Below are 22,862 nucleotides of genomic sequence, written 5' to 3'. Positions count from 1 at the left end.
TAGTTGTATGCTTTTCGGCGAGGAAGTCACCTTTTGGCCCTATGGCGCGAGGAGATTACTCCCATGCGATATGCCATTACCGTCGCGGCTCTGCTGCTGTTGGCGTCGTGCGCGAGCGATGGCGGACCCGTCCGCCCTCCGGACGAATCCGATTTCGACGGCCTGGCGAAGCAGGTCCTCGACAACACCCCTGAACATACTCATTGGGTGAAGGGGACGAAGTTCTCCTGGTGCATGTTCATCTCCCCAAAAGACAACGCGCTGCCGCAATTGACCGAGAAGGTCCTGGCGCGCCTGCGAAAGAAATACACCGTGTACCTCACCGAGGATGAAATTCCGGCCGCATCTAAAATGTTCCGAAACGGTGAGATGGTAGGTTTCAAGAACGGTTTCATGTTCCGAATGGAGATTGAGCCCCTTGGCGCCACGCGGCTTCGCATCCACTACTCCGATTGGGAAACCCAGCTGGCCGCCAGCAGCTTCTCCGTGACCTACGAATGGACCGGCAGATCGTGGAAATCCGCTGGCAGAGACAGAATGACGGTAAGCAGAGTGTCTGTTTCCCGGGGCGCAGCCGACTACAATATTTAGTCGAAATGCCGCGGCGTCTCCCGCGTTCCGGGACGCTTCCCGCTCCCTCCAAAAAAATGTGGATACAAACAAAAAGTATGTGTGTATAATATTTTGCGTTCTGGAAAGCCAGGGCCCAGGGAGAAGCAAATGACTCGAACCAGGGCGAACGTGCAGGTTCAAGGCCTGCAACGTTTTATCGCCACATCGGAAATCCGGGGAGCCGAGATGCGGGATAAGAGAGTTTACCGCAAGAGCTGGTTATTCCGCGCCAGCAACGACGATGGCCGAGACATCACATCGCTTGACGGACAAAGCCGTGAGGCCTTTAACGGCTTTCTCCATGAGCCCATCGTCAAGATGATCATGAGAGCCGATAGAACACTTTCGTCGTTGAAGTTCACCAATCTCTCCGCTACCGCCGAGATGCCGCATTAGGCCGGCGGTCTCCGTCTCTGCCTGAGACATGTACCGAATCCATCCAAGCCCACAGAAACCTGGCAAAAACACGTTGATTGGTTAAGGAAGCATCTAAATGAACAACAACCACCACACAAATTCAAACGGACAAGGCACACGCACCCTTGGACCTGTCTCCGACCTCGAACGCCATCTTCCCAGCGATTGGTGGCGAACTCTATTCAAAGCCCTCTACTTGAAGACGGACGGCGATGTCGTCGAGAACGAAACCAATACCATCCAGGACGTGGATCAACTCATCGCGGCCACGGGCATCGACCCCGACGATCGCATTCTCGACCTGTGCTGCGGTCAAGGCCGGCACAGCATGGAACTTGCACGGCGCGGCTATAAGAGTGTGACCGGCATCGACCGTTCGCGCCACCTGGTGCGCCTGGCCCGGCGCCGCGCCGACCGCAAGAAGATTCAGGTGACCTTTCGAGAAGGCGACGCGCGAAAGTTCCGGCTCCCCGAGTCCTCGTTCGATTGCGTCTTCATCATGGGCAACTCGTTCGGGTACTTCGAACGCGAAGAAGACGACCTGGCCGTGCTGCGCGCCGTGCTGCGCGTACTCCGAGACGGCGGCAAGGTCCTGCTTGACGTGACCGACGGCGACTGGATGCGCGCGCATTTCGAGCCCAGAAGCTGGGAATGGGTCGACCAGAACCACTTCGTCTGCCGGGAACGCGCCCTCGCGAGCGACAAAGTGCGTCTCATCACCCGCGAAGTCGTGACGCATGTCGAGCGCGGCGTTATCGCTGACCAGTTCTACGCCGAACGGCTTTACACCTGCGAAGACCTCAAGAAACTCCTGCGCACCGCCGGTTTCATCGACGTCAACCGTGTAGACGCACCCGTGACCGATTCCGACCGCCAACAGGACCTCGGCATGATGGCTCAACGCCTCTTCATCGTCGCCACGGCTCCCGGACCCCGCTTTCGGGTCACGCGCAGAGGCCCTCTTTTCCGCGACGTAACCGTGCTCCTCGGCGATCCGCGCCTCCCCGACGACGTCAAACGGGAAGGCCAGTTCAACCCCGAAGACATCGAGACCGTGCGCCGGATGAAAGAGGCGCTCGCCTCGCTCAAGGAATACAGATTCTCGTTCTGGGATGACCACGAAAGCCTTTTGGACTCTCTCGAGAGGGAACGGCCCCCCTTCGTGTTCAACCTGTGCGACGAAGGGTTCAAGAACGACCCGTTCAAGGAACTGCACGTGCCGGCGCTGCTTGAGCTGTTTGGAATCCCCTATTCCGGCGGCGCCCCCGCATGCCTCGGCATGTGCTACAACAAAGCACTGGTGCGCTCCATCGCGCAGTCGCTCGAGGTACCCGTGCCGCTCGAAACCTATTCGAGCCCCGACGACCAGGCCGCTACCCTGCCGTCGCTGTTCCCGGCGCTCCTCAAACCCAATTTTGGCGACAGCAGCCAGGGCATCACCAAAGACGCCGTGGTGCATACCAAGGAAGAATTGATCGACTACCTCGAAGGCCTTCGCCGCAACTTCCCGCGACGGCCCGTCCTGGTCCAGGAATTCCTGACCGGTCCCGAATACAGCGTGGGCATCATCGGCAATCCCGGCTTCGATTTCACTGTCCTGCCGGTCCTCGAAGTCGATTACAGCGGTCTGCCCGAGGGACTGCCTCCGATTCTCGGCTATGAATCCAAATGGATCCCCGAATCGCCCTACTGGAACGAGATCCATTACCACGAGGCCGACATCGGCGAAACCACCAAACGTTCTTTGAACGATTACTCCCTCGCGCTGTTCGAGCGCCTTGAATGCCGCGATTACGCCCGATTCGATTTCCGCGCCGACGCGCAGGGCCGCATCAAGCTCCTCGAGGTCAATCCCAACCCGGGATGGTGCTGGGACGGGAAACTCAACTACATGGCGGGATTCGGGGGCATGAAATATGCCGACCTGCTCCGGCTTGTGTTGGAAGCCGCACAGAGCCGCTACCAGGCCGCCGGGATCGCCATCCCCGAAATGGCTGCTCACTCAGCATAGAGACCCGGCCCGTTCGCGATGGGCGGCCCCGGCCGCCCATCGCTTTCTATTTACCCGGCGCATCTCATTCTTGCCAGCCTTCCCCATCCTCGTTACAATGGCCTCGTGTTCGAGAGATTGAGGGTAGGGCGCTTCGCGCGCATCCGCGCGACAATACAGAGGGGGATGGCGATGAAATCCGCTGCACGACTGGCACTCATACTGGCATGCATGGGCATTGGTCTCAACTTCATCCAGTATCTGGTGCGATTCCTTCCTGTCGTGGGGATGGGCGGCAGCCAGAGCATGATGCTCGTCTACAACATTACTAGCCCGCTCAGCATCCTGCTGCACAGCCTGCCCATTATCGTCCTGTCCATCGCCATCATGAAATCATCGGAGGACTAGCACGCGACTGCGGCCAATTTTCGGAGTATCGGGCGTTATCGCGCCTTGAGGAGAAAGACCGTGAGCCTCATCACGCGGCCTATCCTGTTGATTATAATAAGCATGCTGGTCGTTGCTCCTCTTGCTCAGCCCGAGGACTTGGAGCTGTCTCCGGGCAAATTCACTGTGGCTCTGCTTCAAATGGAGTCCCACGGAAACGACCAGGAGAAGAACCTGAAGAAAGCGAGCTTCTTCTGCCAGAAAGCCGCTGAAATGGGGGCAGACCTGGCCCTCATGCCGGAGATCTGGAGCATTGGCTATACGCGTCCCGACGGCACGGAACCAGAGACCATCGCGCAATGGCAAGCCCAGGCCATCGGCCGGGACAGTGCATGGGTGCGGCACTTCGCCGATCTCGCTAAGGAACTCGAAATCGCCATTGGTGTGACTTACCTCGAGAAATGGGACGGGCCACCCCGCAACACGCTGTCTCTGTTCGACCGCCACGGCAAACAGGTCCTGACCTACGCGAAAGTCCACACCAGTGACTTTAAACCCATGGAACGCAACTGCACCCCCGGTGACGACTGGCCTGTAGCCGAACTTGACACCGAAAACGGTCCCGTCAAGATCGGCGCGATGATCTGCTTCGACCGCGAAAGCCCGGAAAGTGCGCGCATCCTCATGCTCAACGGGGCCGAGATCATCCTCACGCCCAACTGCTGCAAACTTGACGACATGCGCCTCCAGCAGTTCCGCATCCGTGCGGTCGAAAACGCCGTGGGAGTCGCTATGACTAACTACCCGGCGCCCCACATGAACGGTCAATCGGTGGCGTACGACGCGGCGGGCGAGGTCGTCGTGCACGCGGGCGCATCCGAAGGTCTCTATCTCGCACCCTTCGACCTCGACGCTATCCGTGAGAAACGGGCGAAGACCATCTGGGGCAACGCCTACCGCCGGCCTCACAGGTATGGCAGAATCACCGACACGGACAAAGAAGAGATCTTCGAACGCATCGACGGAATGGGCAACCCATACAATGCCGCGGAGCGGTAGAGGTCTACAATGGCAGTGCCAAGAAGTGCCGCAGAGAACCACCCCGCGGAATTCGACACGCTTTCCCTGAGGTTTCCCTGGCGTGGGTATCAGGCGCGGGTGCTCCAGGCGGTGGAGCGCCATCTCGACGACCGGCGCCTGCATCTGGTCGCGGCGCCGGGCGCGGGCAAGACCACCCTCGGACTCGAGGTTTTTCGCGGCATCGGCCGCCCGTGCCTCATTCTCTCGCCCACGCGCACCATCCGCGACCAGTGGCTCCTGCGGCTGGGCGATTTCCTCCCTGATGATGCGCCACCCGATATCCCGTGGGTCAGCCGGGATCTCGACAAACCCGCGTTCCTGACGTCCATCACCTATCAGGCGCTGCACACCAGTTACCGCGAGGATATCGCCGGGGAAGACGAGGACGAAGAAGCGAAAACCGGCGCGCCCGACAAAAGCGAGGTCAAGCGCACCGCCGAACGCATCAAGAAAGCCGGGTTTGGAACCCTTATCCTCGACGAAGCGCATCATCTCCATTCCGAATGGTGGAAAGCGCTCCAGGACATCGTGGGCGAAATTGACGACGTGTATCTCATCTGCCTGACCGCCACGCCTCCCTACGGCGCTGCCGGCGTCGAATGGCGCCGTTACCAGGAGCTGTGCGGTCCCATCGACGAGGAGATCTCCGTCCCGGAACTCGTCCGCGCCAACAACCTGTGTCCGCATCAGGACTACGTGTGGCTGGTCCGGCTCGGGGGGAGCAATCGCGAGCGTGTGGCCGCCTACGATGCCTCCGTCGAGGAGACCATCCGGAGCCTCCTGGCGGAGCCGCTGTTCGTTGAGCCCGTTCTCAATCATCCCTGGATGACCGGCGAGAACACCGGCATTGACGTCATGCTCGACGACGTCGAGCTGCTGGCAGCGTTGCTCGCATTCCGGAAACTGCAAAACAAACCGTTGCCGAAACACTGTCTCACAGCGCTGGACACCTCGCCGCACGACCTTCCGGACATGAACCGTCACTGGTGGAACGTTCTGGTCGAAGGGTTTCTCTTTCACACAAGTTTCGTTCTGAACGAAGAGCAGCAGTCCTACCAGAAAGAGCTCGCGCGCGCGCTGCGGGCGGCCGAACTGCTTTACCGCCGCGAAGTGCGCTTGAACGAATCGCGCCCGGTCAAACGTTGCCTCGCCACCGCGTCCGAGAAGGTCGCTGGCTGCGCCGAAATCTACCAATTGGAGCGGCGCATCCGCGGCGATGCCCTGCGCCAGGTCATCCTTACGGATTTCATCCGTTACGAGAGCGCCGTGAACATGGAAACCGCGAGCGACACCTTGGGGGCATGGCCAGTGTTCTGTGAACTCGTACAAGCCGCTCAATTCCATGACCGTCCCCGCCTGGCTCTGCTCACCGGCCGCATCGCCGTCGCCCACCGGTCGCTGGAACCGGTTTTGGCCCAATACGCCCCCGATGCACGGTTCCGCGACATGGCTTTCGCGGGCGATTTCGTGGAGGTTGCCGGCAAACTGAACGACTTGACCAGCGCGTTCACGGCGCTTCTACAAAACGGAACCATTCATGTGCTGGCCGGCACCCGCGCCCTGCTTGGCGAAGGATGGGACTGCCCCTCCGTCAACTCCCTGATCCTCGCCACCGCAATCGGGGCGTTTGTCATGACCAACCAGATGCGCGGGCGGGCCATCCGCGTGGACCCCACGGATGCCGGCAAAACGGCCAGCATCTGGCATCTCGCGGCCATTGCGCCCAGCTTGGTTTCCGGCATCTCCGATTACGCATCGTTAGCAGAACGTTTCCAGACGTTCGCCGGCTTGCATTGCCAGAAATCCGTCATCGAAGCGGGCATCGAACGCCTGGGACTTCCCGGCTCGTCCCGTTTCTTGGCCACCACCATGGTCCAGTTCGGGATTGAGGCGAACAACGAGGAAATGGCTCATCGCCTCGAAAAGGACCGCGACAATCTCCAGGTGCGCTGGAAGGAAGCCATCGAGCGGGGCGAGCAGCAGCGCGTCGTTCCCACACTGCAGACCCCGCAGCCGCCTTCGTTCCGGCTGGTCCACTTCGCCAACACCCTCAAATGGCTCGTGGTGCAGGCGGGCGCGGCATTTGCCACCGCCGCCTATGTTCTCGAAGGGCCTGCGCGGGCTTTTGTGGAGGGTCGGAGCGAGGGGGGCGGGATAGCCGTCCTGCTCCTGTTCCTGGGTGCTTTCGTTTGGGCCCTGCCCAAGACGTTGCGCGCGCTCCTGACTTCGCTCCGCCACCTGCCCGTGGATGGCAGCATCAAACAGATCGGCGTCGCTTTGCTCGATGCGCTGTGCGAAACAGATTGTATCGAGACCGAGCGGCGGCACCTCAAAGTCATCACCCGGGAACAAGAGGGCGAGTGGCAGATCTATCTCGCCGGCGCAACCTATTACGAACAGTCCGTGTTCTCCGATGCCCTCAACGAGATCCTCGGGCCCATCGAAAACCCCCGCTACCTCATTACCCGGCGCAGGGGGCTCAAGAAGGACTACCACGCCGTCCCAATCATTCTGGGCATGAACAAGGATCGCGCGTCCATCTTCCACCGTCGCTGGAACCGCCGCGTCGCCAAGGGCAACCTCATCTACACCCGCAACCCCGAGGGCCGCGCTTTCCTGCTTAAAGCCCGTGCCCGCGCCTTCTCGAGCCGGTTCCTGCGCAAAACCAAACGCCTGAGCCAATGGCAATAACGTCGCGCGCGCTGCCGAACGCCCAGAACGCCCACGATAGATAGTTGCTTTTCAGCAGGTTACCGCGTATACTTACGACAAATCAGAGCCTGCTTATATGGTAGTAGGTGCAGTTGACCTTTACGATCCCTCCTACACTATGCTCACCTCAGAGTCGGATCCCACGTGCGTGATGCTTCCCACTTTGCCGGTGCTGATAAAGCAGAATACTCCTTGAAACGGTGCAGACCGGCAAGGAAGAAGGAACATCACTGTGAATTTCGAAGAATTGAACATCGACCCCCGCTGCCTTCGCATACTGAAGGAGCAACACATCACTGAACCGACACCGGTTCAAGCCCAGGCCATTCCCATCGCCCGGGACGGGCGCGACCTGGTCGGCATCGCCCAGACAGGCACCGGCAAGACGCTGGCGTTCGTATTGCCCGCCCTGGCGCGTCTGGCCATCGGCAAGACGCCGGGCACCGGCATGCTTGTGCTCACCCCCACCCGCGAACTGGCCCAGCAGATCCATTCCGTGCTCGAGCCGCTGGCACGAGCCATGGGTATGCGCGCCGCCTGCGTGTTTGGAGGCGTCGGTTTCGATGCCCAGACCAAAGCGCTGCGCCAGGGCTGCCCCATCATCGTGGCTACGCCGGGCCGTCTCATCGACCACCTCGGCCGCCGAAACACCCGGTTCGACAACCTCTCCGTCCTCGTCCTGGACGAAGCGGACCGCATGCTCGACATGGGGTTCCTGCCCGACATCAAACGCATCCTTGGCGTATTGCCCAAGAACCGCCAGACGCTCATGTTCTCGGCCACTTTCCCCAAACCCATCGAGCGCCTCGCGGCTGAAATGCTCCGCAACCCCGCCCGCATCCAAGTGGGGGCCCCAGCAAGACCCGCGGACGCCGTCCGCCAGGGCATCTATACCGTCGAGCACGGACGCAAGCTCGGCCTCTTGTCGAAGATCTTGAGCGAACCCAACGTAGAGTCCGCCCTGGTATTCCTGCGGACCAAACACCGCACCGACCGTACCGCACGAGCCCTTCAAAAGGCCGGCTTCAAAGTGAAAGCCATCCACGGCGGCCGCACACAAAGCCAGCGTGACCAGGCCATCGAAGGGTTTCGCAACGGACGCTACAAGATCCTCGTCGCGACGGACGTGGCCGCGCGGGGGTTGGACGTCGAGGGCATCAGCCATGTTGTCAATTTCGACATCCCCAACAGCTCGGACGACTACATCCACCGCATCGGCCGGACCGCCCGCGCCAATGCTTCCGGAGACGCCATTACCTTCGTCTGCCCCGACGAATTCATGGCCCTGAACGAGATCGAGACCGCACTCGGCAAGAACCTTCCCCGCGAGGATTGGGAAGGCGCCGTTCCCGTCGTCTCGCTGTTCGGCTCGGACAAACAGGGAGCATTCAAGAACAGACGGCGCGGCATCCGCAGCGGACGCCGAAGCCGCAAGCTCATGGCTGCCCGGTAATCCGCGGCGTCGACACATGCAGACCAGGTGCCCCGCCGCCGCGTGAGAATCCCACTTCTCCCTCGGAGACACTGTCCTGAGGGACTGACCCAAGCGAGTCCGGCGAAGGGGGACGAGCCGGTTCTGTCCCGGTTCCAGGATTCCGCCATCCGGACCTTCGCGCCACCAGTTCGTACGGCACGAATACAAGAAGAACTTGACCCTGTGGCTTCGGCCTCCTACATTAGCTCCGCGCATGGACAACCAACGGAGAAAGGGCACCGCCATGAGAGCACCGGTGTTCGTGATGGCACTCGCGGCCCTGGCCGTGGGTCAAGCAGAAGAGCAGAAGCCGCGGCCCCTTGAGGTGATCGTCGCGGCAGGTGACGCTTGCCCTGCGGTCCGTGCAACGGCCCAGTTTCTTTGCGACGGCACGGGGGACCAGGAGGAGATCAACGCGGCCATCGAGTCGCTGCCGGAAGCGGGCGGCACTGTCTTTCTGGCAGCGGGGACCTACGATATACGGCGTGTCGAGGGTGAGTTGGGCGGCGTCCTGATTCGCCGAAGCAACGTGACGCTCCAGGGAGAAGGGGTTGCTACAAAGCTGATCCAGGCGCCTGAGCAGGAAACGAATGTCATCCGGATTATCGGGTCAGGCGTCGGCCATGTGACCATCCGCGACGTGTGCGTCGATGCCAACCGCGACGGCAACCCCAAAGCCGAGGGCGACCCGAACATATCGCATGACCGGTTCGAGTTCTGCGGCATCAAGGCCTATCGCAACCGGCCCGGCGACTCCAGCGCGGTCGAAGACACCCACCACATTACGGTCGAGAATTGCGTGGTGTTCGATGCGCAACGGCTGGGCATCATGCTCGAGGGTCCCGGCATGAAGGTCATCAACAACCGGCTCGGCAACGCCACCTCCGACATCGTCGAAATCCTGACCGGCCCGGGCGAGATTCGCGGCAATTACTTCGAAATCACCGGGCGCACCCACGTCGCCGTTGGTTCTGACCGCGGAAACAATATCATCATGGCCGGAAACATCGTGCACGTGCGCGAAACCGGCGATATCGATATCGCCTTCCGGACATGGGCCGACTCGCACCGGCACGTCATCAACGACAACATCGTCATGGTCGATGAGGGCGGAAAGTGCACACATGCCATGGACCTGCGCGGCTTCGACACGACCGTCACGGGCAACTGCATCTACACGAGCAATCCGGACGCGCCTCTCCTCCTTAAACTCACTGCCGGCAATATCGTGGTGACCGGAAACGTCCTTCAGAATGTGGCCATCGAAGTCGATGACCAGACCGAAGCCCGCAAACCCATCATCATCAAGGACAACATCCTCGACAACACTTCCGTGGTCGTAAAGAACGGCATGATGATTCGCGAGGAGACCGTTCCCCAGTGAGGCGGGCGCATCTTCATTTCTGGCTTGATCCAGGCGGTGCGCTCGGGCAAGATAGCCGCGGCTGCGGCATCATAGAGGGGGCGGTCGCGACGTGTCCCCTGGCGGAACACGTTTCGCGGTCTAAAACGTCAGATATGAGGGACGAGATCCGTGTCTGAACGGTCAAACAAGAAGCAGCCCGGCAAAAAGGCGCCCAAGGATAAGGCCAGGAAAGGCGTGCCCGATAAGACGCCGTTCAAGGGTGTGTCTTTTGATCAGAGATTCATCGAAGGGCTCATCGCGAAGATTGCCGAGCATAGCGGCGAAGAGAGCACGAGATCCGCGGTCCAGAGAGTGGCAGCGCCGGAAACCGCGCCGCGCTGCGAACTGCGTTGAACACCATGTAGAAGTTGGAAGGCCATTGTCAGGAGGCTATTATGTACGACAACGGACTCAACCGGCGTCAGTTTCTCAAAATGACGGCTGCGGGGTGTGCGGTCGGCTCGCTGCTGGGGCGGTCAGCCCGGTCCGCGGAGTCCCCGGGAGTTCTGCCCAACATCGTATTCATCATGGCCGACGATCTCGGTTGGAAAGAACTCGGTTGCTACGGGCAGGAGAAGATCAAGACGCCCAACATCGACCGCATGGCCGCGCAGGGCATGCGATTCACGCAGTACTACGCCGGCTCGGCCGTCTGCGCGCCGTCGCGCTGCGTATTGCTCACCGGAAAACACGGTGGCCATGCTTATGTGCGCAACAACCATGCGATGGGACGCGGCGACTCGTTCGCCGGGCAATTGCCCCTTCCCGCGAACGAGGTGACCTTCGCGGAACTGCTCAAGGGCCGGGGCTACGCGACCGGCTGCTTTGGCAAATGGGGATTGGGCGCACCCGGTTCGAGCGGCGATCCGCTTACCCAGGGGTTCGACCGGTTTTACGGTTACAACTGCCAGAGTCACGCGCACAACCTGTACCCTAGTTTCCTCGTGAATCAGGCCGAACGCGAGCCGCTCGAGGGCAATACCAACGGCCCGACGGGCAAACACTACGCGCCGCAACGCATCGCGGACGAGATGCTGCAGTTCGTGCGCGACCACAAGGACGAACCGTTCTTCCTCTATTACCCCACGGTGATCCCGCACCTCGCACTGCAGGTTCCCGAAGAGGAACTCACGCAATACAAAGGCAAATGGGAGGAAACTCCGTACAAAGGCGAGAGTTACCAGCCGCATCCCACGCCCAGGGCCTGTTACGCCGCCATGATCTCGTTCCTGGACAAACAGGTTGGCAGACTCTTCGCCCTCCTCGAAGAACTGGGAATCAACGGCAACACGCTCGTATTCTTCACGTCCGATAACGGCACGACCCACCTTATCGAGCAGGTCGATTACGAATTTTTCAACAGCGTCGGCCCCCTCCGCGGCCTCAAGGGGGCGCTCTATGAAGGCGGCATACGCATGCCCATGATCGCGTGGTGGCCCGGCAGAATCGCGCCTGGGGCCGTGACGGACCATGTTGCCGCTCATTATGACGTCGCCGCCACGCTCGCTGAACTCGCCGGCGCCGAACCTCCCCCGAATACCGACGGCATCAGTTTTCTGCCGGTAATCACGGGAAATGCGGATGCGCAACGCAAACACGAGTTTCTGTTCTGGGACTTTGCCGGGTACGGCGGCCAGGTGGCTGTGCGCATGGGCAACTGGAAGGGCATCAAAACGGACCTCCAAAAGAACCCCGGCGCCGCCCTGGAACTCTACGATCTTGAAAATGACCTCTCTGAATCCAGGAATGTGGCGGGGGAGCACCCGGACATCGCGGCGCGCATCGAGCAGATCATGTGGGACGCACGCGCCGTTCCCGAATTCGAAGCCTTCCGATTCGGCCGGTACAAGCCTCCGGAGGCGTAATAGCATGCGCCCGTGCCGGCTCATGAACGCGGCACGCTATAATGTCGCATATCGTTCCCTCCATGGGATGTGTACGGGAGCGAATTTCGGAGGCCTTCGCCCATGTTTCGAATCCGGGCCATTCACGGCAACGCCTTTTTCCTCTCCCACGACCGGGTCGAGCAGGTGCAACACATTTTCCGCGAGACCTTTCCCGGCCTGGCGGAGTATGCCGACAAGCTGCCGTCTCTCCTGCACCATCCCACGGAGCACGGGTTCCGCTCGGGCCTCCTGGTAGCCGAAGGGGCTCTGGGACGGGTAGACGCCTTCGCGCTCGTCCTCTACTTTTCCGAAGTCAAGAGCGCGTTCCTGGATTTCGTGGCCACCCGGCCGGGAGTGCGCAGCCGCGGCATCGGAGGAGCGCTGTACGAGACCGTTCGCGAATACTGCTCCAACCTCGGAGCACGCGGACTCTACCTGGAGGTCGAGCCCGATGAACCCGAACTCACGCGAGACCCCGCAGCGTTAACCGAAAACCGCCAACGCATACGGTTTTACGAACGGTACGGCGTACGCGTAGTCGACGGCACCCAGTACCACCTGCCTGTAGGCAGCCCGCCCAGTTCCGCGCTCCTTCTGTTCGACGGTCTGGGACGACACGAACCCTTGTCGCGCAGCGAAGCCCGCCAAGCCGTCGAACTGATTCTGACCCGCCGCTTTGGCCATGTCGCGGACCGCGAGTATGTGCGCCGCGTAGTGAGTTCCTTCCAAGACGACCCCGTCAGGTTCCGGCCGGTCCGGCTCCAGAGGAGCCTCGGCCGCCCTGCCGAGGTCCAGGCCGGAAAGCTCTCAGACGCCTTCGCCATGGTGCGTCCGCCCCGCCACGAGATTCATCACGTGAAAGAACGCGGCTATTTCGAGCATCCGATCCGCGTCCAGGCCCTATGCGACTCGCTGGATCAGACGGGGCTATTCGCGGCCGTACCGCTGAAACCGCACGGCCGCGCGCCGCTGGCTGCCGTACACGATGCCGAATTCCTCGAATACCTGCGCGAGGTGTGCGGCAAGATCAAGGAAGGGCGCCCCGTCTATCCCGATACGTTCCCTCTGCGCACCCCGGAACGGCGACCCAAACGATTGCTCGTGCAGGCCGGTTACTACTGTCTGGATGCGGATACGCCTCTATACCGCAACGCGTATATTGCCGCCCGCGACGCCGCCGACGCCGCACTCACCGCCGCCGGCGAAATCCTCGCGGGCAGACGCCTCGCCTATGCCGTTTGCCGGCCACCCGGACACCACGCTGGAAGGCGGTTCTTTGGCGGGTTCTGCTATTTTAACAACGCAGCCATCGCCGCTCAGCATCTCAGCGCACAGGCCAGGACGGCCATCCTCGACATCGATTTCCATCACGGAAACGGCACCCAGGACATCTTCTACGACCGCGACGACGTGTTTACCGTCTCGATTCATGGCCACCCCGACTACGCCTACCCCTATTTCACGGGTTTCGCCGACGAAACGGGCGCCGGCAAAGGCCTCGGTTTCAACAGGAATTTCCCGCTCCCGCCGCGTATCGAAAACGAGGCATACCTGCGGATTTTCGACAGGTCCCTCGACGAAATCGGCCGGAAAAAGCCGGAGATCCTCGTCATCAGCCTCGGATTCGACACCATGAAAGGTGATCCGACGGGAAACCTGCTATTGCGCGCCGAAGCGTTTCGTACGATGGGGAAACGCCTCGCCCGGGCCGGCCTGCCGCTGCTGGTCGTCCAGGAAGGCGGTTACAGCGTGCGCAACATCCGGCGGGCGGGTGTCGCGTTCTTCTCAGGCTGCGCCGCGTGCGCCTGACACATGGTCTGAAGACGCGCTGCATGGACTCTGACCGAGTGTTTCAGACCGTTCGCGGGAATGCGGCGCCGGCCTATGCCCGTCACGCGACATCTCTGGCATTCTTGCAGCCGTTCTGGCATCGTGGTTGTCTCACGGGCATCAGGATAGGAGTTGCTTCATGAAACACCTTAACCGCCGCGATTTCATCAGGGCATTGGGGCTTACATCGCTTGCCGCCGCCGGATTCGGCCGCGCATCTTCCCAACCCATTCACGAAGGCAGCATGGTTGTCGGCAAAATCACCGCGAGCGCCCGGGGAGGCGCGGCATTCCTTGAAGACGGCAAAGTGGTCCAGCCTCGCCGCGAGATTCCCGTGTTCCGCGACACGGATGTGCTGGTTGTGGGGGGCGGCACCGCCGGCGTTGTTTCGGCGCTCGCCGCACGGCGAGCCGGGGTCAACGTCACCCTTGTCGAACGCTACGGCTGTTTTGGCGGTTTGTGGACCGCCGGCCTCGTACTCATCGTGCTGTGCACACACATCCCCGGCGGCGGCAAGCGCAAGAAGATGGTCCAGGGCATCGGCGATGAAATCCTCGGCCGCATAAACAGTCTCAAATACGGCGCGATCAACTACACTCCTGACGGTCCGCACGACGCCACGACAGACCCCGAAGCCGCCAAGTACATTCTGGCCAAGATGCTCCGCGAAGAGGGGGTCGATATTGTCCTCCACAGTTGGGTCACCAACGCCATCATGGACGGCGACGCCATCACGGGCGTGCTTTTCGAAAGCAAAGCCGGTTGCATGGCGGTCCGGGCCAAAGTGGTCATCGACGCCACCGGCGACGGAGACGTGTTCGATGCCGCGGGCGCGGAGAGCATCCCTCATGTGCACCGGATCGGCCTCGTGCACCGTCTGGGCAACGTGCCGGACGGCAAGGCGCCGGAGGGACTCAACCTCGGCGACGCTACCCCGGTCCCCGGCGTGCGCTGGGTCAACATGCAGGGGCCTCAAGGCGACTGCCTCGACGTGCAGACCCTGACCACCTGCGAACTTGACGCCCGCGAGGCCATCTGGAGCAAGCTCAAGCAGATCCAGGACACGCCCGGCTACGAAAACGTCTTTCTGCTCGACGTCGCCTCCCAACTGGGCGTGCGTGCCTCGCGCACGCTGGTGGGCACGCAGGAGCTTCGGCTGGAAGACACGCTCGAACAGAAGCCGTGTCCTGACGTGGTGGGCATCGGGGGAACCTACTCATTCCTGAAAGACCTGGCATGCCCTATACCCTACGGAACCCTCGTGCCGAAGCGCATTGATAACCTGCTCGCCACGGGGCGGTGCGTAGCTGCCGACAACACCATGCTGAACTATACGCGTCTGATTGCCCCCTGCATGCTGACGGGGCACGCGGCGGGCGCGGCAGCCGCCCTCGCTGTCCAGGAAAACGCCACTCCGCGAAACATCTCCGTTGCGGCGCTTCAGGGATTGTTGAAGAAGCAGGGGGCGTATCTGGGATGACATTCTTCCCGCCGCGTACCGGCTACCGTCTCGCAATCCTGGTGTTTCTGGAGGTATGCGCCGTCTGTCTGCCTCCCGTTGTCCTGCGCTATGCGCTGCCGGCGCTCAGCCCGTTCCTGTTTCTGTGCACGGTCATGGCCACCCAGGCGGTGGGACTGTCATTGTCTGCCCTGTTGGCGCTCCCCATGCTGGGGTTCGTGATATGGCGCAGACGCGGATTCTGCCGCTATTTCTGCCCGGTGGGATGGCTCGTGGAGCTATGTGCCAAGGCCAGGCCCTCGGCGGACTCCACGTATTCGCGCGTCCCGCAAGTCGGTCAATGGGCCGCGCTACTCACTCTAGGCGGGGCCATCGCGTCGCTTCCCCTGTTTCTTCTGCTGGACCCGCTGGCGCTGTTCACGGGAGCAGCCGGCGCCGCGCATATCGCCTTCCCCGCACAAGTTGCCTGCGCGACAGGATTGGCCGCCGTGCTCATCCTGAGCCTCGTGTTTCCCCTGTTATGGTGCAAACGCTTGTGCCCGCTCGGCGCGACCCAGGATCTTCTGGCGGAACTTAACGCAGCGCTTGCGCGCCGCGCATCGTCCAACGCTTCCGAAACAGCGAAGCCGGACCTCAAACTCGCGCGCCGGGCGTTTCTTGGGCTGGGCGGCGGCATGGCGGTGTCGGCGCTGGCGGTTCGCGCGCCGCGCGCCGCGGATGAGCATCGCCTCCGTCCGCCCGGCGCGGTCGCCGAAACCCGCTTTGCGGCAGTATGCATCCGCTGCGGAAACTGTGTCCGCTCATGCCCGTCCAATATCATCCAGCCCGGCCTCCGGCCGCCGAGCTGGGCGTTGCTTCTGGTTCCCGAACTTCATTTCGACGCCAACTACTGTCTCGAAACCTGCAACGCTTGCGGGCTGGGCTGCCCCACCGGCGCCATTACCGCGCTTCCTCTCGATGAAAAGAACAACTGGCGGATCGGGCTCGCGCAAATCCAACAGACCGGCTGCCTTCTTACAGAGGAGAAGGAATGTTCCGCCTGTGCCCTGATTTGCCCGCGCAAGGCCATTGTCGAAGAGTTCTCGCGTGAGACCTACACCACAATGGTCCGCGTCGACGCGGAGCAATGCAACGGCTGCGGCGCCTGTGTGGCCGCATGCCCTCCACGGGTGATCGGGGTGATTCCGGCGGCCCTTTACGGAAATGCGCGAGAGAGCGGGGGCGAAGCCCAGCGCCTGCCGGACCGGGCGGCCGGGTTTGACCGCGCTGTCTAAGCCTATCGGTTCAAGAACCAGAGGTGGAAGTTCAGAACGCTCGCGAAGGAGGTCCACAGGGCGTAGGGAATCAACAACAAAGCACCCACCCGGGTCGCACGCCAGAACCACACAATCACGAACCACGCGGACGCTGCGATGAAAAAGCAGTCCACAAACGCCACTCCAATGAGATGCCACCGGAAAAAGAGGGGCGTCCACAGGAGATTTGCCATGATGTTGACCGTGTAGACCGTCAGGCCGAGCCAGCGCGTTCGCCCTTTGCATTTCAGGGCGAAGACAACGAACGCCGCCGCCATCATGATGTAGAGAGCGGTCCAGACGGGGCCAAAGATCCACGCGGGCGGGTTGTAGGCGGGCTTCACCAGGGCGTCATACCATCCCGACATCGTTCGGCGCTCCTTTCCGCGCATCCAGGGCTTCGCCGCAATCACGATACCCCCGCGAATACAGATTGGCAAGGCTCTCTTAGCGCCCCGAATGGCCTTTCGAGCCCCGGCGCTGCCGCCTCTCCCCTATTCGTCGGCCGCGCGTTTGTGGAGGCGTTTGCGGTCTTCCACGCTCAGGACGGCTTTGCGTACGCGGATGTTCCTGGGCGTAACCTCCACGAGTTCATCCGGAGCGATCCATTCGAGCGCGGCATCAAGGGTGAGGATGCGCGGGACGTCCAGCCCGATGGCGTGGTCTTTGCCCGCGGCACGGTGATTGGTCAAGGCCTTGCGCTTGGTGGGATTGCAGGGAAGGTCACCAGGACGCGCGTTCTCGCCGATGATCTGCCCCTCGTACACGGGGTCCATGGGCGAGACGAAGAGCGTGCCGCGCTCCTGGAGGTTTTCGAGGCTGTACGACGTGGCTTCACCCGTGTCCATGCTGATCATGGACCCCCGGCTGCGGGTGATGATGGGACCCGACCAGCGTTCGTACCCCGTGAATCGCGACGCCATGATGCCGAGTCCGCGGGTATCGGTGAGGAACTCGCCACGGTAACCAATGAGTCCTCGCGTGGCAATGGCGAACTCGAGGCGGACCATGCCGGCGCCGTTGGTCTCGACGCTGACCAGTTGGCCTTTGCGCTGGGCCACCTTTTCGATAACGGTGCCCTGGAACTCGAGGGGCACGTCGATAACCAGTTCTTCGAAGGGCTCGAACAGCGTGCCGGCGGCGTCGTGGTGCGTGATGATTTCCGGCGACGACACGCAGAGTTCCATGCCTTCGCGGCGCATTTCCTCGATGAGGATAGCCAGGTGCAGTTCGCCCCGGCCCGAGACCTTCATGCCGTCGCCGCGATTGGTTTCCTCGACCCGCAACGCCACATTGGTGCGCAGTTCCCGTTCGAGACGCGTCCGGATCTGGCGGATGGTGACGGCGTTCCCGTCCTGCCCCGCGAAAGGACCCGTATTGACCAGCACCGTCATGGCTACGGTGGGTTCCTCGATGTCCAGGGGCGGCAGGGCACAATCCTCGAGACCCGGCGCGGCCAGCGTGTCGCCGATGCTTATGGCCTTCGGGCCCGCGATGGTCACGATATCTCCAGCGGAGACCTCGCCGCACGCCACGGTCTCAATGCCGCGGGTTACCCAGAGGTGCACCGCGCGGTCGTCCGCGACGCCCGTGACTTCCCAGTCATCAGAAACATCTTCGCCCCGGTGACGGAGCCATTGCGTGCCCGTGCGCCTCGTCGTGATATGGGCGATGGCGCCGCCGCGCGTGAGCCGTCCCTGCAACACCCGGCCCGTGCCCGTGCGCCCGATATGGTTGCGCCACCCGAGCGTGCTCACCTGCATGAGGAAAGGCGCATCGAGGTTCGCGCTGGGGGCAGGCACGTTCTCGATGATGGTCTCGAAAAGGGCGTTCATACCCTCGTGCGGGTCCTTTGCGAGGTCCCGCACGAGCCAGCCCTGGAGTCCCGAACCGTAAAGAACCGGAAAGTCGCACTGCGCGTCGTTGGCGCCCAGTTCGACAAACAGGTCAAACGTCAGGTCGAGCGTGCGGCCGGGAGCGGCGCCCGGCCGGTCCGCCTTGTTGACGATGACAATGGGCCGCAGACCCAGCCGCAACGCCCGCATCAGCACATAGCGCGTCTGCGGCATGGGACCTTCGTTGGCGTCGACCAGCAGAAGCACCGAATCCACCATCGAGAGGATGCGCTCGACCTCTCCCGAGAAGTCCGCGTGCCCGGGCGTGTCAATGATATTGATGCGGTAACCGTGCCACTCGACCGTGCAGTGCTTGGCCCGGATGGTGATACCGCGCTCGCGCTCGAGTTCGTTGTTGTCCATCACCCGCTCGGCAACCAGCGCGTTATCGCGAAACACATGAGCCGCCCGAAAAATGCTGTCGATCAGGGTGGTCTTCCCGTGATCGATATGAGCAATAATAGCGACATTTCTGATCTTCTCGACAGCGGTCATGCGTCAGGGGTCCTCATGGGTGACCGATCTCCGCCGATCTGCGGAGATCGCAGGAAGAAAGTAGCTGAGTTTACCCTATTTCACTGCCACAAAGCAACTTAGCAATTTGGCAATTTGGGGGACACAATACTCAATTCCGGCTAATCGGGGTAAGAATACGTACAGAATGCCGCCCGCGCGAAGGCCTAATTGAGTATTGTGTCCCCAAAATTGCCGAAATCGGCCTCAAACACATACTCCCCTGACCGCACCTCATATACCACGCAGCCGTCTTCATCCCGCAGGGGGGTGATGGTTTTGATGTTGGCCACGGGCTGTCCGGATTCGGTGACGCCCGCCGGGTCTTTGGTGGGGACGTAGACGATGGCGGTGGTATTGGCGGGGATAGAGACTTCGAGCGTCAATGTATCGTTCTCGATGCGCCAGGCCGTCCGGATGGGGCCGCGGATGGACCGGAATTCGGTCGTGGCCCAGGTGAGTCCGCCTCCGGGGCGCGGGTAAATGACGAAGCGCTTATACGCGGGCAGGCACTCAGGTTCGCCCGGATACGCGGGATTGATGCCGCCCACGACGCGGAACAGCCATTCGCCCACCGCGCCCAGCGCCCAATGGTTGAAGGAGTTCATGCCCGGGTTTTGGAAGCCGCGGCCTTCAACGTAGCCGTCCCACCGTTCCCAGATGGTGGTGGCGCCCTGGCCGATGGCGTAGCCCCAGGACGGTATTTCGCGGTTCAAGGCGAGTTTGTAGGCGAGGTCCACATGGCCGTTGCAGGTCAACTGCATCATGAGGCGGATGGTGCTCTGGATGCCGGTCGAGATGCGGCCGTCGTAGCGGCGCACGGCTTCGACCATATGGGCGACCGCGGCGTCATGGAGTTCTTCGGGCACCAGCCCGAAATGCAGCGCGAGGGCGTATCCGGCCTGCGTATCGCCTGTGATGCGCCCTTCTGCATCGATGAACTCGCGCTGGAAAGCCGCACGAATGTCATCCGCCAGCTTCCGATATTCCTGCGCCTCCGTATCGTTGCCCAGAACCTCCGCCATGCGGCTCACGAATTGCGTGGACCGAGCAAAGAACGCCGTCGCCATGACCTCCTTGGGGACTTCCCCGCCCGTCTTGGGCCAGTCCTCAAGGATGAGGGTATCGCCGTTGAGCCAGTCACCATAATCGTTGTGGCGTCCGTTGCGCCAGATGAGATCGGGATTCATGCCGCGGATGTAGGCGAGCCAGCGTTTTGCGGCCTCGTACTGCTCGCCGAGCATCCGCACATCGCCGTAATTCTCGTAGGCGTGCCAGGGCACGAACACTCCCGCATCGCCCCAGGCCGGCACGCCCGAAAACCGCTCGTTGGGGCCGAAAGGATGGGGCGCGAAATCGGGGAAGCGGCCGTCGAGGGCCTGCGCGTCGCGCACATCCTGCAGCCATTTGGTGAAAAAACCCGCCATATCCATGTTGAAGACGGCGGTCTGTGCGAAGACCTGAATGTCCCCCATCCAACCGAGGCGCTCGTCACGCTGAGGACAATCCGTCGGCGAACTCATGAGGTTGGCGCGCTGGGTCCACAGGATATTCTCGGCCAGCTTGTTCAGCATGGGTTCGCTGCATTGAAACGACCCGGCTACCGGCGCATCGGAATGAAACACCCGGCCGAGGACCGCATTTTCGGCAGGGCGTTCCGGCAGGCCCGAAAGCTCGACATAGCGGAACCCGTGATAGGTAAACGGCGGCTCGAAAACTTCGGGGCCTTCACCGCGGAAAGTATAGGTGTCGACCTGAGGCGCTCCGCGCAGATTGTCAACGTAAAGCGTCCCGTCGGGGTTCAGCATTTCCCCGTGCCGCACGGTCATGACAGTAGCTTCGGGCGCTTGCGCCGTGATGCGCGGCCGCCCGACCATGTTCTGGCCGAGATCGAAGATGTAGACGCCCGGTTTCGGCTCGGTCGCCGCGACGGCGGGAAGCTCCTTCGTTACGCGGATGGGCTCGTTCGGCTGGGCTGCGAGCACCGCGTCGTGGGTGGTGACGCGGGCAGCTTCCCAGCCGCTGTCATCGAACCCCGGCCGGCTGAATCCGGGCATTTCGTTACGCGCGTCGTAGGCCACCCCGTCGAGGATGTCGTTTGCGCGTACGGGACCGTTCCGGGTCCAGCGCCAGGTATCGTCCGTGATTATGGCGGCCTGCGAACCGTCCGCGCACTCGATATGCAGTCGGGCGATGAGCTTCGGATTCACGCCGTATATGCCCCACGTCAGGCCGTCGGGTACGACATTCGCCAGACCGATGCGCCCGGCGTACCAGCCGTCCCCGAGCGTCACGCCGATGGCATTTTCCCCTTCCTTGAGCAGCGGCGTGACGTCATACGTCTGATACTGCACACGGGTGTGGTAGTCCGTCCATTCCGGAGCGAGGATGTGGTCGCCGACATGTTGGCCGTTCATCTCGGCTTCGCATAATCCCAGCGCGGAGATGTGCAGAAGCGCGCGGACCGGTTTGGCGGCCAATTCGAATTCCTTGCGGAATACGGGTGCGGCGTGGCGTTCGCCTTGGCGGCCCGCACCGGGTTCCGTGCGTCCGTTCACCAGTGCTTCCGGCGACCAAGTCCCCCCCACGCTGTCCGAGGCGATGACCCGCATGTTACGCGCGATGTTCTCGTTGCCGTCGAACACCTGCATCTGGGTCAAGGCAAAGGCATGGTTGCCGGGATCGTGCTGCGCAAGCCGGGTCACGTACAACCGCACGTAGCGCGCTGTTGCGGGGCCGAATTCGAATACAGGGGCGCTTTCGCCAGGGTTTGGGAAGTCCGAGCCGGTCTTGTCGACGACCGTCTGAAAGACTTCGAAATTCTCCTTGTCGGACACATCAACACGAAAACGCACGGGAAACAGGTAGCCGGGCGTGTCCGGCGTGTAATCGTATGGCCGCGCGGGGTGAAGTTGGACCTTATCGAATGGGCGCTGCGCTCCCAGGTCGATCGTTACCCACTTGGGCGTATCGCGGTCTTCGACAAATTGGGTGTGAAACCCATTGTGTTTCGGCAGAGGCTCGGGCGCTTCGCGCGGGGCTTCGATCCATTTCGCCTGCCAATCCGCCTGGTTTGGCAGGCCCATGGTGAATGTGGCAGTCTTGCTCCATTCCGAAGGATTCCCCGAACGGTCCCACACCCTCACCTTCCAGTAATACGTAGTTTCCGGGGCCAGTGGCTTGCCTTGATACGTGACATGCAGCGTCTCATCGGACTCGACGCGCCCGGTGTCCCACCGCTCGCCCTGGTCTTGGTCAAGGAGGGCAGCCGACGTGCTGACAAGGACTTGATACGCGGATTGCCTCTGTCCGCGCTCGTTTGAGGCAACCGTCCAATAGAACCGCGGCGGGGCAACTCCCACTCCTATGGGATCAACAAGGTATTCGCAGCGCAGGAATCCCGGCTGCAGTGCGCCCGGCGCGGCCGGTACCCCGCCAGTCAGAGCCGAGATACACACCAGCACCTGGAGATTCGGGCTAAACATATCCATATCCCTTTCAGACGGTTAGGCCATTTGCCAGTGGCCCGGACATACCGCATGCGGAACATGCGGTATCTTGCATGCGGCTGCCAGAAAAGGCAATACTCTCCCACACAGGGTCCGCTGCCGGGTAGCTCGCGCACCCGACTCCGGTCTTCCAGGCTTCTCCTCTGGACGAAAATCTAGGTTGATGCATTCTTGCGTCCATTTCGGCATAATAGGGGGCGGGTATCCGACAAGACCAAGTTGTATGGGGATTTTAGTGTCTCGCTTCGGCGTCCTCGTCGCGACGGCACACAAGGCGCAAACGGGGGGTTCGTTGCCGAGGAATTCGCGTTCCGTAAACGCGCGTCAGAAAGGAAATGGCCATGTTTGAGAGCACAATCACGCGCCGAATCACTTGTCTCGGATTAGTGGCACTATTG

At 61.8% G+C, this 22,862-nt stretch carries 16 protein-coding genes; 13 read left to right on the top strand and 3 right to left on the bottom strand.

Features of this window, described 5'->3' with window-relative positions:
• Nucleotides 1–63 precede the first annotated feature (63 nt).
• The 13 genes from PLJ71_00755 (at nt 64) to PLJ71_00695 (ending at nt 16,526) form a co-directional block, all read left to right on the top strand.
• Nucleotides 64–591, top strand: a complete 528-nt coding sequence (locus PLJ71_00755) for a hypothetical protein (protein HQM47181.1) — start codon at nt 64–66, stop codon at nt 589–591.
• 129 nt (nt 592–720) lie between these two features.
• Entirely contained in the window at nt 721–1,008 is a 288-nt protein-coding gene (locus PLJ71_00750) for a hypothetical protein (GenBank protein HQM47180.1), read from the top strand.
• A gap of 97 nt (nt 1,009–1,105) precedes the next feature.
• Nucleotides 1,106–3,040: a methyltransferase domain-containing protein gene (locus PLJ71_00745; GenBank protein HQM47179.1), complete on the top strand. Its 1,935-nt coding sequence runs from the start codon at nt 1,106–1,108 to the stop codon at nt 3,038–3,040.
• Between the two features lie 171 nt (nt 3,041–3,211).
• Nucleotides 3,212–3,427: a hypothetical protein gene (locus PLJ71_00740; GenBank protein ID HQM47178.1), complete on the top strand. Its 216-nt coding sequence runs from the start codon at nt 3,212–3,214 to the stop codon at nt 3,425–3,427.
• Nucleotides 3,428–3,487: 60 nt separating this feature from the next.
• The gene (locus PLJ71_00735) at nt 3,488–4,465 is read left to right on the top strand and encodes a carbon-nitrogen hydrolase family protein (GenBank protein HQM47177.1); all 978 of its coding nucleotides are present in this window, start codon (nt 3,488–3,490) and stop codon (nt 4,463–4,465) included.
• A 9-nt stretch (nt 4,466–4,474) separates the two neighbouring features.
• Nucleotides 4,475–7,177 (top strand): DEAD/DEAH box helicase family protein, encoded by a 2,703-nt coding sequence (locus PLJ71_00730; protein HQM47176.1) that lies wholly within the window; start codon nt 4,475–4,477, stop codon nt 7,175–7,177.
• 253 nt (nt 7,178–7,430) lie between these two features.
• Nucleotides 7,431–8,651, top strand: coding sequence for a DEAD/DEAH box helicase (locus PLJ71_00725; protein HQM47175.1), 1,221 nt, complete (start codon nt 7,431–7,433; stop codon nt 8,649–8,651).
• Between the two features lie 265 nt (nt 8,652–8,916).
• Nucleotides 8,917–10,056 (top strand): right-handed parallel beta-helix repeat-containing protein, encoded by a 1,140-nt coding sequence (locus PLJ71_00720; GenBank protein ID HQM47174.1) that lies wholly within the window; start codon nt 8,917–8,919, stop codon nt 10,054–10,056.
• A 150-nt stretch (nt 10,057–10,206) separates the two neighbouring features.
• Nucleotides 10,207–10,431, top strand: a complete 225-nt coding sequence (locus PLJ71_00715) for a hypothetical protein (protein HQM47173.1) — start codon at nt 10,207–10,209, stop codon at nt 10,429–10,431.
• A 41-nt stretch (nt 10,432–10,472) separates the two neighbouring features.
• Nucleotides 10,473–11,942: an arylsulfatase gene (locus PLJ71_00710; protein ID HQM47172.1), complete on the top strand. Its 1,470-nt coding sequence runs from the start codon at nt 10,473–10,475 to the stop codon at nt 11,940–11,942.
• A gap of 102 nt (nt 11,943–12,044) precedes the next feature.
• The gene (locus PLJ71_00705; protein ID HQM47171.1) at nt 12,045–13,772 is read left to right on the top strand and encodes a histone deacetylase family protein; all 1,728 of its coding nucleotides are present in this window, start codon (nt 12,045–12,047) and stop codon (nt 13,770–13,772) included.
• Between the two features lie 160 nt (nt 13,773–13,932).
• Nucleotides 13,933–15,273 carry an FAD-dependent oxidoreductase gene (locus PLJ71_00700; GenBank protein HQM47170.1) on the top strand — a complete coding sequence of 447 codons (1,341 nt, stop codon included), beginning with the start codon at nt 13,933–13,935 and terminating at the stop codon, nt 15,271–15,273.
• Nucleotides 15,270–16,526 (top strand): 4Fe-4S dicluster domain-containing protein, encoded by a 1,257-nt coding sequence (locus PLJ71_00695; protein HQM47169.1) that lies wholly within the window; start codon nt 15,270–15,272, stop codon nt 16,524–16,526. Before PLJ71_00700 ends, PLJ71_00695 begins: the two co-directional genes overlap by 4 nt.
• 2 nt (nt 16,527–16,528) lie before the next feature.
• Here the strand turns inward: PLJ71_00695 and PLJ71_00690 are convergent, their stop codons facing one another.
• The 3 genes from PLJ71_00690 to PLJ71_00680 all read right to left on the bottom strand — a co-directional run bounded on the left by PLJ71_00690 (nt 16,529) and on the right by PLJ71_00680 (nt 22,440).
• Nucleotides 16,529–16,915, bottom strand: coding sequence for a tryptophan-rich sensory protein (locus PLJ71_00690; GenBank protein ID HQM47168.1), 387 nt, complete (start codon nt 16,913–16,915; stop codon nt 16,529–16,531).
• Nucleotides 16,916–17,041: 126 nt separating this feature from the next.
• Nucleotides 17,042–18,937, bottom strand: coding sequence for a translational GTPase TypA (gene typA, locus PLJ71_00685; GenBank protein HQM47167.1), 1,896 nt, complete (start codon nt 18,935–18,937; stop codon nt 17,042–17,044).
• Nucleotides 18,938–19,122: 185 nt separating this feature from the next.
• Entirely contained in the window at nt 19,123–22,440 is a 3,318-nt protein-coding gene (locus tag PLJ71_00680) for a family 78 glycoside hydrolase catalytic domain (GenBank protein HQM47166.1), read from the bottom strand.
• Nucleotides 22,441–22,862 lie beyond the last annotated feature (422 nt).

The organism is Candidatus Hydrogenedentota bacterium (assembly GCA_035416745.1).
GTDB lineage: Bacteria > Hydrogenedentota > Hydrogenedentia > Hydrogenedentales > SLHB01 > UBA2224.
The sequence above is the reverse complement of the archived record's forward strand: the minus strand, read 5'-3'. Positions and strand labels throughout refer to the sequence as shown.

Excerpts from the sequence above, each read along its gene's own strand:
- PLJ71_00730 (HQM47176.1), top strand. The coding sequence starts at position 4,475 with ATGGCAGTGCCAAGAAGTGCCGCAGAGAACCACCCCGCGGAATTCGAC.
- PLJ71_00690 (HQM47168.1), bottom strand. The coding sequence starts at position 16,915 with ATGTCGGGATGGTATGACGCCCTGGTGAAGCCCGCCTACAACCCGCCC.
- PLJ71_00700 (HQM47170.1), top strand. The coding sequence starts at position 13,933 with ATGAAACACCTTAACCGCCGCGATTTCATCAGGGCATTGGGGCTTACA.
- PLJ71_00710 (HQM47172.1), top strand. The coding sequence starts at position 10,473 with ATGTACGACAACGGACTCAACCGGCGTCAGTTTCTCAAAATGACGGCT.
- PLJ71_00680 (HQM47166.1), bottom strand. The coding sequence starts at position 22,440 with ATGTTTAGCCCGAATCTCCAGGTGCTGGTGTGTATCTCGGCTCTGACT.
- typA (HQM47167.1), bottom strand. The coding sequence starts at position 18,937 with ATGACCGCTGTCGAGAAGATCAGAAATGTCGCTATTATTGCTCATATC.
- PLJ71_00750 (HQM47180.1), top strand. The coding sequence starts at position 721 with ATGACTCGAACCAGGGCGAACGTGCAGGTTCAAGGCCTGCAACGTTTT.
- PLJ71_00695 (HQM47169.1), top strand. The coding sequence starts at position 15,270 with ATGACATTCTTCCCGCCGCGTACCGGCTACCGTCTCGCAATCCTGGTG.
- PLJ71_00705 (HQM47171.1), top strand. The coding sequence starts at position 12,045 with ATGTTTCGAATCCGGGCCATTCACGGCAACGCCTTTTTCCTCTCCCAC.
- PLJ71_00755 (HQM47181.1), top strand. The coding sequence starts at position 64 with ATGCGATATGCCATTACCGTCGCGGCTCTGCTGCTGTTGGCGTCGTGC.
- PLJ71_00720 (HQM47174.1), top strand. The coding sequence starts at position 8,917 with ATGAGAGCACCGGTGTTCGTGATGGCACTCGCGGCCCTGGCCGTGGGT.
- PLJ71_00745 (HQM47179.1), top strand. The coding sequence starts at position 1,106 with ATGAACAACAACCACCACACAAATTCAAACGGACAAGGCACACGCACC.
- PLJ71_00740 (HQM47178.1), top strand. The coding sequence starts at position 3,212 with ATGAAATCCGCTGCACGACTGGCACTCATACTGGCATGCATGGGCATT.